Origin of the sequence: Flavobacterium quisquiliarum, from assembly GCF_019308285.1 — a bacterium.
GTDB classification, from domain to species: Bacteria; Bacteroidota; Bacteroidia; order Flavobacteriales; family Flavobacteriaceae; genus Flavobacterium; species Flavobacterium quisquiliarum.
In genome coordinates, this window is record NZ_WWEM01000009.1 from 61,526 (window position 1) to 77,126 (window position 15,601).

General features: G+C 34.6%; 14 protein-coding genes. 13 read left to right on the plus strand and 1 reads right to left on the minus strand.

Annotation, left to right across the window (positions count from 1 at the left end; genetic code table 11):
• Positions 1-150: 150 nt before the first annotated feature.
• Both GSY47_RS01960 and GSY47_RS01965 read left to right on the plus strand, forming a co-directional pair.
• The gene (locus GSY47_RS01960) at positions 151-1,032 is read left to right on the plus strand and encodes a LysR family transcriptional regulator (protein ID WP_179002925.1); all 882 of its coding nucleotides are present in this window, start codon (positions 151-153) and stop codon (positions 1,030-1,032) included.
• 324 nt (positions 1,033-1,356) lie between these two features.
• Positions 1,357-2,643, plus strand: a complete 1,287-nt coding sequence (locus GSY47_RS01965) for a DUF2130 domain-containing protein (RefSeq protein WP_179002924.1) — start codon at positions 1,357-1,359, stop codon at positions 2,641-2,643.
• A 189-nt stretch (positions 2,644-2,832) separates the two neighbouring features.
• On the opposite strand, the gene GSY47_RS01970 is transcribed toward GSY47_RS01965, so the two are convergent.
• Positions 2,833-3,612: an META domain-containing protein gene (locus GSY47_RS01970; protein ID WP_179002923.1), complete on the minus strand. Its 780-nt coding sequence runs from the start codon at positions 3,610-3,612 to the stop codon at positions 2,833-2,835.
• A 267-nt stretch (positions 3,613-3,879) separates the two neighbouring features.
• Between GSY47_RS01970 and nirB the strand changes: the two genes are divergently transcribed.
• The 11 genes from nirB to GSY47_RS02025 all read left to right on the plus strand — a co-directional run bounded on the left by nirB (position 3,880) and on the right by GSY47_RS02025 (position 15,542).
• Entirely contained in the window at positions 3,880-6,393 is a 2,514-nt protein-coding gene (nirB, locus tag GSY47_RS01975) for a nitrite reductase large subunit NirB (protein ID WP_179002922.1), read from the plus strand.
• Positions 6,394-6,625: 232 nt separating this feature from the next.
• On the plus strand, positions 6,626-7,003 hold the full coding sequence (gene nirD / locus GSY47_RS01980) for a nitrite reductase small subunit NirD (RefSeq protein ID WP_179002921.1): 378 nt from the start codon (positions 6,626-6,628) through the stop codon (positions 7,001-7,003).
• A 149-nt stretch (positions 7,004-7,152) separates the two neighbouring features.
• Positions 7,153-7,737, plus strand: a complete 585-nt coding sequence (locus tag GSY47_RS01985) for a DUF4202 domain-containing protein (protein ID WP_179002920.1) — start codon at positions 7,153-7,155, stop codon at positions 7,735-7,737.
• Positions 7,738-7,742: 5 nt separating this feature from the next.
• Positions 7,743-9,551 carry a PAS domain-containing sensor histidine kinase gene (locus GSY47_RS01990; protein WP_179002919.1) on the plus strand — a complete coding sequence of 603 codons (1,809 nt, stop codon included), beginning with the start codon at positions 7,743-7,745 and terminating at the stop codon, positions 9,549-9,551.
• Positions 9,552-9,835: 284 nt separating this feature from the next.
• Positions 9,836-10,102 (plus strand): hypothetical protein, encoded by a 267-nt coding sequence (locus tag GSY47_RS01995; RefSeq protein ID WP_179002918.1) that lies wholly within the window; start codon positions 9,836-9,838, stop codon positions 10,100-10,102.
• 161 nt (positions 10,103-10,263) lie between these two features.
• A complete protein-coding gene (locus GSY47_RS02000; RefSeq protein WP_179002917.1) occupies positions 10,264-10,923 on the plus strand; it encodes a response regulator transcription factor in 660 nt (219 codons plus the stop codon).
• Between the two features lie 7 nt (positions 10,924-10,930).
• Positions 10,931-11,353 carry a hypothetical protein gene (locus GSY47_RS02005; protein ID WP_179002916.1) on the plus strand — a complete coding sequence of 141 codons (423 nt, stop codon included), beginning with the start codon at positions 10,931-10,933 and terminating at the stop codon, positions 11,351-11,353.
• Between the two features lie 97 nt (positions 11,354-11,450).
• Complete coding sequence (locus GSY47_RS02010; RefSeq protein ID WP_179002915.1) at positions 11,451-12,950, plus strand: MFS transporter; 1,500 nt, start codon at positions 11,451-11,453, stop codon at positions 12,948-12,950.
• A gap of 78 nt (positions 12,951-13,028) precedes the next feature.
• Positions 13,029-14,282 (plus strand): alginate export family protein, encoded by a 1,254-nt coding sequence (locus GSY47_RS02015; protein ID WP_179002914.1) that lies wholly within the window; start codon positions 13,029-13,031, stop codon positions 14,280-14,282.
• Between the two features lie 138 nt (positions 14,283-14,420).
• Entirely contained in the window at positions 14,421-14,783 is a 363-nt protein-coding gene (locus tag GSY47_RS02020; RefSeq protein WP_091491601.1) for a hypothetical protein, read from the plus strand.
• A 138-nt stretch (positions 14,784-14,921) separates the two neighbouring features.
• Positions 14,922-15,542 (plus strand): class I SAM-dependent methyltransferase, encoded by a 621-nt coding sequence (locus tag GSY47_RS02025; protein ID WP_179002913.1) that lies wholly within the window; start codon positions 14,922-14,924, stop codon positions 15,540-15,542.
• Positions 15,543-15,601 lie beyond the last annotated feature (59 nt).

Sequence of the window (15,601 nt, forward strand, 5' to 3'; positions counted from 1 at the left end):
TTTGTGATTAAGAATGATTTTAATAAAATTAATTAATAATCTGCCCTATCTGCTGAATCTGCGAGAGGATTATTTTTTTTTCAAAACTATCTCTTTCATAAATACTTTAAAAATACTATTTTTATCAATAAATAATACTTTAAAAGTATCATGGAATTACGTCATCTAAAATATTTTCTGGCTGTAGCTGAAGAACTGAACTTTACCAAAGCTTCAGAAAAACTTTTTATTTCACAACCGCCATTAAGCCGACAAATAGCAGAATTAGAAGAAGAACTTCAAGCAAAGCTTTTCATTAGAAATAATAAAAAAGTCGAACTCACAGAAGCAGGAAAATATTTTGAAAAAGAAATTAAAACTCTTTTCCAGAATTTGGAACTTATTTCTGCAAAGACAAAAAAGATAGCCGAAAATGTTTCTGGTGAATTCAGAATCGCTTATATCAGTTCGATATATTCTGCTGTGATTTCAGATTTAATCAAACATTTAAAAAAACAGTTTCCGTATGTCAATTTCAAATTATTTGAGATTTCAACTGCCAAACAAATCACTGCCTTAGAACAAGGAAAAATCGAAATGGGAATTATTCGTTCTCCTGTAAAATCTCCAAAAATCAAATCCGATTTATGGTTTAAAGATGGATTTTCATTGGTTTACAATAAAAAATCAGTTCAGATAAAATCTGAAAACGATATTTTACAATTGAAAAACGAAACGTTTGTGTTTTTCAATAAAGATTATGCGCCACATTATCATGAAGTTTTATTAGAACTTTGCGCTTTTTATGGTTTTACGCCGAAGATTATTCACGAAGCCAATAACATCAACTCCATCGTACAATTAGTCAAAAATGGATTGGGAATTTCGATTGTTCCTTCTAATATTGCCAAAAACAATCATGATCCTGAAATTGGTTTTGTTGAATTGAAAAAGGTAAATCTAAAAACAGATGTTTCGATTATCACTTCGAGGGAAGATGATTCAGAGATTACGCAATCTGCTGTTGCTTTTTTATTGCCACAAAGGCCCTAAGGCTCAAAGTTTTTTTTAATCTCGCAAAGACGCAAATTTTATTAATTAAAAGTAAAAAAATAAGTTTCACGCAGATTCAGCAGATTTTAGCAGATTTTAAAAAATAATCATTTGCAGAATCTGCCTAAATCCTTTAAAATCTGCGTGAAACATAAAAATCCTTTCCAATCCTTTTAATCTGTGGCAAAAAAAACCTTGCGTCTTAGCGCCTTCGTGGCCATAACAAAAATTCGTTACAATTTAGTACAGAAATCCACATTATAAAAAGAGAACTTTTAAATACCTTAGCAAATTCAAATTCTACAATAAAAATTCAATATAAAAATGGCTGAGCAATCTTCAATTCAGTGTCCAAACTGCGGAACTCCTATCGATGTCAATGATGTTTTAAAACATCAATTGGAAGACAGCATCCGTAAAGAATTTCAACAAAAAGCAACTATTCAAAATAAAGAATTAGAGCTTAAAAATGAGCAATTGGACAAAGCCAAAGCAGAATTTGAAGCCAAAAAGAAACAAGAAAACGAGCTTTTTGCCGAGCGTTTGGAGCGTGAAAGAAAAATTGCCGAAAAGGAAATTTCTGAAAAACTAAAAACTAAACTCGAAGAAGAAAACAAAGATCGTTTGCTTTTAATGGAAAAAGAACTCTCTGAAAAATCGGAAAAAATCAGGGAATTAAATAAAATGGAAGGTGAAATCGCCAAATTACAGCGCGAAAAACTGGAAATGAAAGATGCCATTCAGGCTGAAGCTGAAAAGCAACTGAACACGCAATTGGCTTTGGAACGCGAAAAAATCAGAAAACAAGAAGACGATAAAAACGAGTTAAAATTTAAAGAACTTCAAAAGCAATTAGAAGAACAGAAAAAATTAACCGAAGAAATGAAACGCAAACAGGAACAAGGTTCTATGCAATTGCAAGGCGAAGTAATGGAATTGGCAATCGAAGAATGGCTAGCCAATAACTTCCCGCTTGACAGCATTGACGAAGTTAAAAAAGGCGCAAATGGTGCCGACTGTCTTCAAATTGTAAACACACGCGAACATCAAAACTGCGGTTCGATTTATTACGAAAGTAAAAGAACAAAGGCTTTTCAGCCATCTTGGATCGAAAAATTCAAAAACGATATCAGAATCAAAAGAGCCAATATCGGCGTTTTGGTCACCGAAGTTATGCCAAACGGAATGGAACGAATGGGCATGCGCGACGGAATCTGGATTTGTACTTACGAAGAATTTAAAGGTTTAAGCGCTGTTTTGCGTCAGTCTTTAATTCAGATCAATCAAGCTGTTCAGGCGCAGGAAAACAAAGGCGATAAAATGTCTATGTTGTATGATTTCTTAACCAGCAACGAATTCCGTTTGCAGATTGAAGGAATTGTAGAAGGTTTTACACAAATGCAAAGCGACTTAGATTCAGAAAAAAGAGCCATGCAGAGAATCTGGAAACAACGCGAAAAACAAATCGAAAAAGTGGTTCATAATACTTTAGGAATGTATGGTTCCATTCGTGGTATTGCCGGAAATGCAGTTCAAAGTGTAAAAGCTTTGGAATTGGATTTTATTGAAGGTAATGATGAAGAGGAAGGAACTAAGGAATTGTTTGAGTAAAATCATTGGTCAGAGCAACAAATTCACCATAATATTGTCATTTCGACGAAGGAGAAATCTTCGCAAGTAACTCCGTTCCAATAAGCTAAACTTTGTGGAGCTTCTCGTGGAGATTTCTCCTTCGTCGAAATGACAAAAAATGCGATAAAAATCTGCTCAATCTACAAAATCTGCGGGAACAAATAATAATCAATCCACCTTCTTAAAAATCAAAAGTTTCCCAGAAGGATTCGAAAGCGTCAATCTATTATTTTCAATAGAATACGTAGTTGTACTCTGCAACGCTTTAGTAAATTCACCTTCTTTATTTCCAGGTGAACAAGCCATTAATGTTGAAATTACTTTGGTAAATCGCAACAAATCTTTTTCATAAAAAATAGAACCGCTAATCGCATTACAACCACCATAACCAGAAAATCTATTTTCGGTTGAATTAATCTCGATTCTTGGCATTTCTTTTTGAAAATCAGTTGCAAAGACTTTATAGCCATTAAGTTCTTCCAAAACCCAGATATCATGAAGACGATAATCAGTATTATATTTTCCGCAACCACTAAGTTTTTTCAATTCTAATTCAGAATTATTTTTGATCTCGACTTTTACACTATATGGCGAAATCGCACCGGACATCGAATTCTGACATTCCAATTGCTGAATTGTGATTGTCGCTGTCGAAGTTTCATTACTAACTTTGTACATCTTTACATTGGCATCCATCGCTTTTATCGCTTCAACCGCTGGAAAAACCAATTTTTCTTTTCCCGGAATTAGCGAAGTAAAAACGATTTCTTCATTTCCTATTTTAATTCCCCAAAACGGTTCATTTCCGGTTCCGGTAAAAAAGTATTTCATTTCGTCTTCCTGAGTTCCATATTCAGAAGTAGTTTGTTTGTTATCTGAAGTTTTGCCTGCTGTAGATTTACAGCCTATCAATGAAAATAACAGCAAAAGTGAAAGTAAATTTTTCATATCGTTTTTATTAAGAATATGTTTTTATCGCAAAACACATATAAAATTCTTATGAATTTACGACAATTTTTTGAAATCCTTATTTAGAATCTTTTCAAATTTAAAATAATTCGGAATGCTAAAAATCTTCAAAACCCTTACTACGTAAAAGATTAAGTTTAAATACGTATACAATACAACTAGCATTAGCTTAAAAAATATTCCTATTACGTATTTTAATACGTATAAATACTTATATTTGCGTAGTAATACTTAATTAAAGAAATCATGATTAGAGTAATAGTAGTTGGAAACGGCATGGTTGGTTATAAATTTTGCGAAAAATTCATTGCAAAATCAGGACAAGAAAAGTATCAAATCACAGTATTTGGTGAAGAACCAAGACGCGCTTATGACCGCGTTCACTTAAGCGAATACTTCGGAGGAAAAACAGCTGATGATTTATCATTATCAACAACTGAATGGTACACAGAAAACAACATTATTCTCAATACATCAGAATTAATTACAGATATTAACCGTGATGCAAAAACAATCCACACTCACTTAAACAAAACACATACGTACGACTACTTAGTTTTGGCAACAGGTTCATCTGCTTTTGTACCGCCAATTGAAGGTGTTGAAAAAGAAGGTGTTTTTGTTTACAGAACCATCGAAGATCTCGATGCTATTATGGCTTACGCCAAAAAAATAAAAATAAAAGGCGCAACCGAAGCAGCAGTTTTAGGCGGAGGATTATTAGGTCTTGAAGCAGCAAAAGCCGTTAGAGATTTAGGATTGAATCCGCATGTGGTGGAATTTGCTCCGCGTTTGATGCCAAGACAATTGGATCAAGGCGCGAGTGATATGCTACAAGCTAAAATTGAAGAATTAAACATCGGAATTCATCTTAATAAAGCAACACAATATATTGACGGAAAAGAATGCATTACAGGAATGATGTTTGCGAATGAGGAATTGTTAAAGGTCGACATGTTGGTTATATCTGCCGGAATCAAACCTCGCGACGAATTAGCTCGAGTTTCAGGACTTGAAGTCGGTTTACGAGGCGGAATCTTGGTAAACAATCAAATGCAGACATCAGATCCTTCTATTTTTGCTATTGGAGAAGTAGCACTTTACAACCAAAACATTTACGGATTGGTTGCTCCAGGTTACGAAATGGCCGATGTCGCTTCTGAGCAAATATTAAATGGTGACAAAACCATGAGAGAAACCATCGATATGTCGACACAATTGAAATTAATTGGTGTTGAAGTAGCGAGTTTTGGAGATCCTTTCATCGAAAATGAAAACGTAACTGCCATTATTTATGAAAATAAATTAAGCGGAATTTATAAAAGAATCAACGTAACCAAAGATTCTAAAACGCTTTTAGGTGGAATTTTAGTCGGCGATTCAAGCGATTACAATTCACTTTTCCAGATTTACAGCAACGCAATGGCTTTGCCAAAAAATCCAGAAGATTTGATTTTAGGTTCTCGCGACGGTTCTGAAGGTTCAAGTTTAGGAAGCGTAATGGATTTGCCAGATACAGCCGTAATTTGTTCTTGCGAAAATGTTACCAAAGGTGCTATCTGCTGTAAGATTTTAGATGAAAGTTGTTCTTCATTATCAGATGTTGTTAAGGCAACTAAAGCAACTTCAGGCTGTGGAGGATGTAAACCAATGGTTTCAGATTTAGTAAAAGCGACTCAAAAATCTCTAGGAAAAGAAGTAAAAGAAGTTATCTGCGAGCATTTCAACTACAATCGTCAGGAATTATTCGATTTGGTAAAAATCAACAAATACGAGAATTTTTACGATGTTCTGGATCATCACGGAAAAGGTGATGGATGCGAAATTTGCAAACCTGTTGTAGCTTCAATTTTCTCAAGTATTTACAACGATACGGCAAATAAACACGTAACTACTCAAGATACAAACGACAGATTTTTAGCAAACATTCAACGAAACGGAACTTATTCTGTTGTTCCAAGAGTTGCCGGAGGAGAAATTACTGCCGAGAAATTAATCGTAATTGGCGAAGTAGCCAAACAATTCGATTTATATACCAAAATTACTGGAGCACAAAGAGTCGATTTATTCGGAGCGCATTTAAGTGACTTACCTAAAATCTGGAAAATTTTAATCGACAATGGTTTTGAAAGCGGTCACGCTTACGGAAAATCGCTTCGTGCCGTAAAAAGCTGTGTCGGAAATGCATGGTGCCGTTATGGAATGGATGACAGCGCGGGATTTGCCATCGAACTAGAAAACAGATACAAAGGAATCCGTTCTCCGCATAAATTAAAAGGTGGTGTTTCAGCCTGCATTCGCGAATGCGCCGAAGCCCGAGGAAAAGATTTCGGATTAATTGCCGTTGAAGGCGGATGGAATTTATACATCGCAGGAAATGGTGGTGCAAACCCAAAACACGCCGTTTTATTAGCCGAGAAAATCGACAAAGAAACTGTAATCAAATACATGGACAGATTCTTAATGTATTACATCCGAACTGCTGGTCCACTGATTCGAACTTCAACTTGGTTAGAAAAACTAGATGGAGGTTTAGAATATTTAAAAGAAGTAATCATTGAAGACAGCCTAGGAATCTGCGAAACATTAGAAGCCGAAATGCAGACTTTAGTAAACACTTTCGAATGCGAATGGAAGCAAGTACTAGAAAAACCAAGATTATTAAAACGTTTCAATCACTTTATAAACTCAGAAGAAAAAGACGATAATGTCATTTTTGTTCCGCTTAGAGATCAAAAAATGCCAAAAGCCTGGTCTTAAAAAAAAATTGCCACAAAGACGCAAAGTCGCAAAGTCGCAAAGTCAAAATAAAAAAACTTTAAAAAAAACTTAGCGCCTTTGCGCCTTTGTGGCAAACCACAATAAAGCTCCAAAAAAAGAAAAAATAAATTAAACGTTTGCTGTCCTTCTTGCCCTCTTTTTTACTGCGCCATCATAACTCTCATGATTGTAAAAAGAGGGCTAAGAAACAGGAAATCAAAACTCAATCAAAATGGAAGAAATCTTAAATCAATACGAAACAGTTCATGCGAACGATGCTACAATTTGGTTCAAAGCAGGTAAAGTAGAAGATTTTCCAACCAACCGAGGCGGATGCATCAAATACAAAAACAAACAAATCGCCATTTTCAATTTCACCCGTCGTAACGAATGGTACGCCTGCCAAAACGCTTGTCCACACAAAATGGAAATGGTGCTCTCAAGAGGAATGACAGGCTCTGCTAACGATATTCCAAAAATTGCCTGCCCAATGCATAAAAAAACATTTTCATTAGTTGATGGTTCAAACCTAAACGGTGACGAATATAGTATTGCAACTTACCCAATTAAGATTGTCGAAAATGAAGTTTTCGTTGGATTTGTAGATTAAATGAATATTTTCTTCCGCCACGAATTCACGAATCATTGTGTTCAATTTGTGTCATTAATTTCACAAATATAATTCGTTTTCATTCGTGAATTCGTGGCGAAAAAAAAACTTAATTCCGTATCTTTGAAATTCTATTATTAAACCAAAAAATGACTACACCTTTTCAAAAAGCAAGCGAATGGATTGATGCTGAAAACGCACAAGACCCAAACATCGAAATCGACCAAAACAAAGAATATCCAAAAGAATTGTTGTATTCCAACAGGATGTACGAAAGACTGATGCAGTTTGAACCCAATGCATCCGAAGAAATCCAGATCGCCTCCAAAGCACAACACATCTGTCGATGGAAAGTCGCTCGCGAATCGTACCCCATGGATCGCGTTGGTTATTTGAAATGGAGAGAAGAACTGAAAAAGTTTCACGCAAAAACTACTGCAGAAATTTTGGAGAAAGCAGGTTACGATCAAACTTTTATCGATCGCGTTTCCTTTTTAATAGAGAAAAAATTACTTAAAAAAGATCACGAAACACAATTATTAGAAGATGTAATTTGCCTAGTTTTCCTTGAATATTATTTAGAACCTTTCGTTCACAAACACGACGAAGAAAAACTAAAAAACATCATCAAAAAAACCTGGGATAAAATGTCGGACAAAGGACATCAGGAAGCCTTAAAAATCAACTATTCTGAAGAAAATCTAAATCTTATAAAAGCTTCTTTAGGACTATAATTCATATGAAGAAAAGCAATCAGGAAGAAGACAAAATTACGTTCAAAAATTTACGCCGTCTGTATTTTTTTGCGCTTCTTACTATTGCCTTAACTATAATTGTAAGTCAGATTTTAGTGCAATACAATCTGAATCAGCAGTTAAGCGACTCTAAAATCATCAATTTTTCGGGAAAACAGCGAATGCTGAGTCAGAAAATTGTCAAAGAAGTTCTGATTCTGCATTACGTTTCCGATACCGCTTCAGCCAAACAAATTTCGCATTTAGAAGAAGTTTTAGCACTTTGGAAAAAAAACCAAAACGCACTTGAAAACGGTAGTGACAGCTTAGCTTTTCCAAAAGAAAAATCAGAAACAATCAATAGATTATATCTTGAAATCAATCCGATTTTCAATAAAATTGTTCAGGCGACCGATTCGTTTTTACAGAATTTAAAACAGAAAAAACAATCAGCCGAAAATAAAAAATACGTTCAGATCATCTTAGAAAACGAAGGCAATTTCCTTTCCAAAATGAATGAAATCGTAACCCAATACGATCTCGAAGCACACGAAAAAGTAACTGAACAACGCCGAATCGAATACTGGATTTTCGGATTCACTTTACTGGTTCTACTTCTGGAATTCTTCTTCATTTTCAAACCAACCAACAAAAAAATCGAGCGATTAATTACAAGACTTTTATCTTCCGAAAAGAAAGCTTTAAAACTCGCATACGATACCGAAATACTTAGCGAAATCAAGGAAAATTCGGTTAAAGAATTAAAATCGCTCAATTATGCAATGGAAAATACTTTACTCTATTGCCGAATTGCGCCCGACGGTTCAATCATTCACATCGGAGAAAAATTTGCCAAACTTCTCAATTATACCAAGTTTTCATCCAACAAAAAATTCTCCGAAGTTTTAACCGTCGACGAAAAAGAACAAACCAATTTCGACCGCCTAATTTTCGAAAAACAAAGAAGTGGCTGGCAAGGCGAAATCAGTATTTTAAACAAAGAAAACGAAACCATTTGGCTTGATTTGTCAATGGTTCCGGTCATGATCAAAAAAGACGAATTAGAACTTTTAATCGTCTGCTTCAACATCACCGAACGCAAAAAAGCGCAACGCGAAGTCGAACGTTTAAACCTCGAAAACACCACCGAAAAAATCAATCAGCAAAAGATTATTTCAAGCAAAATCGTCGAAAATCAGGAAAACGAACAAAACCGAATCGCCAAAGAAATTCACGACGGAATCGGCCAGATGCTTACAGGATTAAAATTCAGTTTAGAAAGCATCAATCTTGATGACCGAGAAAAATCAGAACAAAAAATTGAGTATTTAAAAAAACTTTCGCTAGACATTATAAAAGGTGTCCGCACCGCAACTTTCAACCTAATGCCACCGGAATTAAGCGATCACGGAATCGTTTCTTCATTGGCAAAACTCACGCAGGAACTCTCAAAACTAACCGGAAAAGAAATCCTTTTCTACAACAAAACCGATTTCGACCGACGTCTGGATTCCCTAATCGAGATCAACATTTATCGTCTCACGCAAGAAGCCATCAACAACGCCATAAAATATGCCGAATCGTCGCATATAATCGTCCAGCTTTCCCACAGCGAAACACTTTTAAGCATCATCATCGACGACAACGGAAAAGGTTTCGACATCCATTCCGTCGACAAAAAACGCAACAGCGAATCCGGAATGGGACTTCTATTCATGAAAGAGCGCATCCAATACATCAACGGACGCGTATTCATCAACTCCATTCCCGGCGAAGGAACAAGAATCACGTTCAACATTCCCATTCTTAAATGAGAAAATTAGTCAATTAGATAATTTGATAATTACTTAAAGTAGCGTAAAAAATTATCTAATTGGCACATTTTCTAATTGCCACATTGACTAATTATCTAATTAATCAGGGCGAGACAGCATTAGAAAAAGTGGGCAATTTAACTTTGTCTATATACGCCCACTTTCCCTAATACTGTCGGGCTATCCGCGCTACTTCGGTAGCTTGCTCCTATCCCTCTCGCGGGCAATCGTTTTCAAAAGAAAATTTAAGTTTATAAGGGAATTAAAAAGTAAAAAAAAATCAATTGCCTCCAGCTTTAGCTGGAGATTACAAAAAAATATCAAGAAGGGCTTTAGCCAAACTTATGCATTTGGCTAAAGCCCTCTTTTTTGTCTACAAAAACCTCCAGCTAAAGCTGGAGGCAATTGAAAAACAAACTTTGTCAAAGCTTTTGAACTTTGACAAAGTTCTACACACGTTTGTCAGGCTGAGCGAAGTCGAAGCCCACGCAAGTAGCTCTACAAAGATTGGCGATTCAGATATTGAAATTGATTTTTGCAATTGCCATTGATATTGAAATTACCATTGATATTGCAATTTTTTCTAATGATTTTTTAATATTGGAATTTGGAATTTCAAAAAATTGGAATTTTAAATAAAAAAAGTACGTATATTAGCGTCTTCGTTATAGATGAATATACGTAAAAATCGAGAATCTAAATTAAGTAAATTATGAGTAATATCATTCGTGTAGTATTAGCAGATGACCATGTTTTTGTTCGAGACGGAATCAAATCTTTACTGGAAAACGAAGCAAACATTGAGGTTGTAGGAGAAGCAATCGATGGCGCCGACGCACTTGATGTTGTGGCCGAAACCAAACCCGATTTACTTATAGCCGATATTCGTATGCCAAACTTAACCGGTATCGAACTAGTAGAAAAACTTAGAAGCGAAAGCAACGATATAAAAATCATTATGCTTTCGATGCACGAATCCGAAGAATACGTATTGAAATCTATAAAAGCCGGCGCCGATGGTTATTTATTAAAAGGATCTTCTAAAGAAGAATTCTTGAAAGCACTTCATACCGTTTCTGCTGGTGGAAAATATTTCAGTGGCGATATTTCTTCTATCTTGATTGGTCAATTGACAAATCCATCAAATTCATTAGAACCGAAGCAAAACTTAAGCGACGAAATGATGATAACCAAAAGAGAAAAAGAAATTTTAACACTGTTATTATCAGGAAAAGGAAACAAAGAAATCGCCGAAGCACTTGCCATCAGTAAACGAACTGCCGAAGTTCACCGTTTCAATTTGATGAAAAAACTGAAAGTGAAAAACTTAATGGAACTTTCTAACAAAGCCACTGAGTATTCTTTAATTTAAGATTCAAATGAGAAAACTACAGAAATATACCTTCGTAATTCTCATTCTAAGTTTAAAAATATATTCTCAGGAATCTTCAGATTCTATTCCGAAAAATTGGAAATACTTTGAATTAAAACAGAACGAAAAAGCCATCATAATTGATCATATTCCAATTCAAATACTTTGCGGAATTACAGCTTTTGCCTCTGTAACAATTGTTAAAAACACCAAAGGAGACATTTTCAGGGTATTGAATTTATGCAGTTTAAAAAAATTTACACCTAATGAACAGGTGAATATATCTCCAGAAAAAGCACCTCCATTCAATGTAAATTTTCCAAAGAAATATTTAATAGATTCAAAAAGTGGCAACGAAATTATTCAGGAAAATAATTATGAAAAAACTATTCTAAAAACAACTTGGGGTTCAATTGAAAAGACCAAGTAGTAATTAAGTATAAATACGTAATTATTTTTAAAAAACTGCGTTTTAGCATGTTTTAACTAAGTTATAGTACTTATTTTTACATAAAAATATAAGTACTATGAAAACTACAAACTCACTATCGCAATCACACAAGATTTTATTTTTGAACACATTGGCTTTTACCGTGTGTTTTGCCTGCTGGACATTAAATGGGGTTTTAGTAACCTTTTTAGTCGATAACGGAATTTTCCACTGGAGCGTCGTTCAAGTCGGATGGCTTCTTGGGATTCCAATTTTAACAGGATCCGTAATGCGTCTGCCAATCGGAATCTTAACAGACAAATTTGGCGGAAAATATGTTTTTTCTCTTTTACTATTACTAAGTTCAATTCCACTTTTTCTCCTTCCCTACGCCGACAGTTTTTTCATGTTTGCTTTACTAAGTTTCTTCTTTGGAATGGTCGGCACAAGTTTCGCTGTCGGAATTGGATACACTTCTATCTGGTATCCAAAAGAATGGCAAGGTCGTGCTCTTGGAATCTTCGGAATGGGAAATGCCGGCGCCGCAATTACTACTTTTCTAGCTCCATCAATATTAAATCATTTTTCAATTGATGATCCACAAAATGGCTGGAAAATCCTTCCTGTTATTTACGCCGTTTCATTAGTTATCATTGGCATTGCTTTTTTGATTTTCACTCAAAATAAAAAACCAGAAAACAATACTAAAACTGTTTCTCAAATGCTTGTCCCTTTAAAATCAGCTAGAGTTTGGCGTTTTGGCGCGTATTACTTCTTGGTTTTTGGTTGTTTTGTGGCTTATTCACAATGGCTTTTACCAAATTTTATGAACGTTTATCAAACCAGTTTAGTTATGGGAGGTTTATTTGCAACGATGTTCAGTTTGCCATCAGGTGTAATTAGAGCTTTTGGAGGTTATTTATCAGATAAATTTGGCGCACGAAAAGTAATGTATTGGGTTTTGGGTTCTTCTGTAATTTTGAGTGCCTTATTGGCAATTCCAAAAATGGAAATAACAACAACAGGTCCAGGAGTTTTGGCAACCAAAAAAGGAACAATAACCGCTGTTACCAATGACAAAATCAAAATTGGAGAAACAGATTTCCCTGTCGCACAGAAAAAAGAAAACAATGCCGAAAATACTATTTTTCCAACTTCAACATCTTGGCAACAAGTTGTAGTGGCAGAGAATCAAAGTGTAAAGAAAAAAGAACTTTTAGCTAAAGGAATTACAGTAATTAAGTTTGATGCTAATATGTGGGTTTTCTTGGTTTTGGTAATCTTAATCGGAATCTCTTGGGGAATCGGGAAAGCGGCGGTTTACAAACATATTCCGGAATATTTTCCAAATGAAGTGGGTGTTGTAGGCGGAATGGTTGGAATGATTGGCGGTTTAGGCGGTTTCTTTGGCCCGATCATCTTTGGATACCTTTTAACTGCAACAGGAATATGGTCTAGTTCGTGGATTTTTATACTGCTATTCTCAACTGGCTGTCTGGTTTGGATGCATTATGTTATCACTAAAAAGATAGACAAGAAGCAAGAAATCAAAACAAAAACAGCTGGGCAACCACAACTTATAGCTGCTATAAACTAAAATTAAAAAATAATTAGATTATTATTAGCAAAGGCCTAATTTTCTTATAAATTTACGCTGCCAAAAAAATACCACTTTATGAAAAGAATAATTTTTCTCTTGCTTTTAGGAACAACTACCCTAATGAATGCACAGGAACTAGATGTAAATTTACAAGTCAGGCCTCGTTTTGAATACCGAAATGGATACCGAACCCTTTTACCAGAAGGACAAAAAGGAACTTCTCAAATTTCGCAACGTTCTCGTTTAAATTTCAATTACAAACAAGATGAATTAGTTGTTAAATTAACTCTTCAAAATACCAGAACTTGGGGAGATGTACCAACCAATGCGGTGGCTGACAAAAACGGAGTAGCGGTTTTTGAAGCTTGGGCACAATACAATTTTACAGATAAATGGAGTGCCAGAACGGGACGCCAAGTCCTTTCTTACGATAATCAACGTATTTTAGGAGAACAGGACTGGGGACAGCAGGCTCAAAGCCATGATGCCTTTACGGTAACTTATCAGACCGAAAAACAGAAATTGGATTTTGGAGGCGCTTATAACTCTACTGCCGAAAATACATTTCAAACACCTTATACGGTTGCTAATTACAAAGCTTTAATGTATGCTTGGTATCACAACCAATTCAGTACTGATTTAGGTTTAAGCTTTTTATTGCTTAATACTGGTTATGAATATGCCAATGCTGATACAAAATTATTAGTGGATTATAAACAGACTTTTGGGCCTTATTTGACTTATAAAAACAGTAAAATAGAAAGTAACTTTTGGCTATACGGACAAACTGGAAAAAGTACCGATTTACAAGTCAGCGCCTGGAATGCGGCCGCAAATTTCAATTACAATGTAACCGATTCTTTCAAAGCAGGTTTAGGGTATGAATTTTTATCGGGTAAAGCTACCAATGATGGAAGCACTGTAATTAAATCATTTAATCCAATTTTTGGAACCAACCATGGTTTTAACGGTTTTATGGATTATTTTTATGTTGGAAATCATTTAAACAATGTTGGTTTGCAAGATGCTTTTATAAAATTAAGCTACAATGTAAACAAATGGCAGTTTGCTTTAAGTCCACATGCATTTTTAGCCGCCGCAGATGTGGTTACACCCCTAAACGAAAAAATGGATTCTTATTTAGGGACTGAGATTGATGCTTCTTTTGTTTTCAATTTCAAAAAAGACATTACAGTTACAGGAGGTTATTCGCAAATGTTTGGCTCTAAAACCATGGAATTCATTAAAAATGGAGACGCTAATCATACCAACAATTGGGCGTGGTTGTCAATATCTGTTAATCCAAGAATTTTTAGCTGGAAAAAATAATTTTTCTATAAAATTAGCTCATAAATTTTACCCTTTTCCTATTTCAAGAAAAGGGTGTTTTTTTTTACCTAAAGAAAACCTATTATATAATATAATTAATTATATTTGAAGCGATTATGAACCCCCAATTCTATCCTAATGAAACCATTTCTAAAACTTTCAATGCTGACATTTATTGTTACGCAGACAGGCATTGCCCAAAAATACAATGATGCCTTAATCTCTAAAAACTCAGAAATTAATTTTGCAAAAACGCAAAAAAGAGGAATCAAAAAAAACAACATTGTTTATTATGTTGAAAACGACATGCAAACCATCTCGGCTTACAAAAAAAGTAAATTGAAATGGCAGACTAATGTAATTTCAGTTTGTGGAAAACCTAAAAAAGGAGAACCTGAAATTAGATATGTAGGATATAATTCAGACAAACTGCTTATCGTTATGGGAAAACATAATTTTGCAGAAATTGATGTAAATAGCGGTGTAACTACACTTGTTTAAAAAATAAAGAGATTTTTAAAATCTGAAATTTATAAAATACCCTTTTTTATTTTTGAGAAAGGGTATTTTTTTGTTTGAAATCTAAACTAAACCTTTCTTTATTAAGTAAATTTGATTTTGATTTCTAAAAATTTACTAATGAACAACTGGACTAAAAGATGGGACGACCGCTATAAAACCGAAGAATTTGCATACGGCGAAGAACCTAACAATTACCTAAGAGAACAAATCGAAAAATTACAAGCCGGATCTATTTTATTTCCTGCTGAAGGCGAAGGACGAAACGCCATTTTTACGGCAAAATTAGGCTGGAATGTTTCCGCTTTTGATATTAGCGAAGAAGGAAAAAACAAAGCTCTAAAACTTGCTGAAGCGAATAATGTTTCAATTGACTATCAAGTGGGCGAATTAGAAGCACTGGATTTTCATCCAGTACAATTTGATGCAATTGCTTTAATTTACGCTCATTTTCCAGCAGAAATTAAATCGGATATTCATAAAGAACTGGATGAATTATTACGCAAAAACGGGGTTATTATTTTTGAAGCTTTCAGCAAAAAACATTTAGAATATCTTGCGATAAATGATAAAGTTGGCGGACCAAAAGATATCGAGTCACTTTTTTCAATCGAAGAAATCAAAGCTGATTTTCCAAATTATGAAATCATTGAATTAGAAGAAAAAGAAATCGAATTAAACGAAGGTTTATTCCATAACGGAACGGGTTCTGTAATTCGATTTGTTGGAAAGAAAAAATAAATTATTCGACGTGGAGGTATATTACGGTCCATCTCCACAAAAATATCTTAAAAAAATAT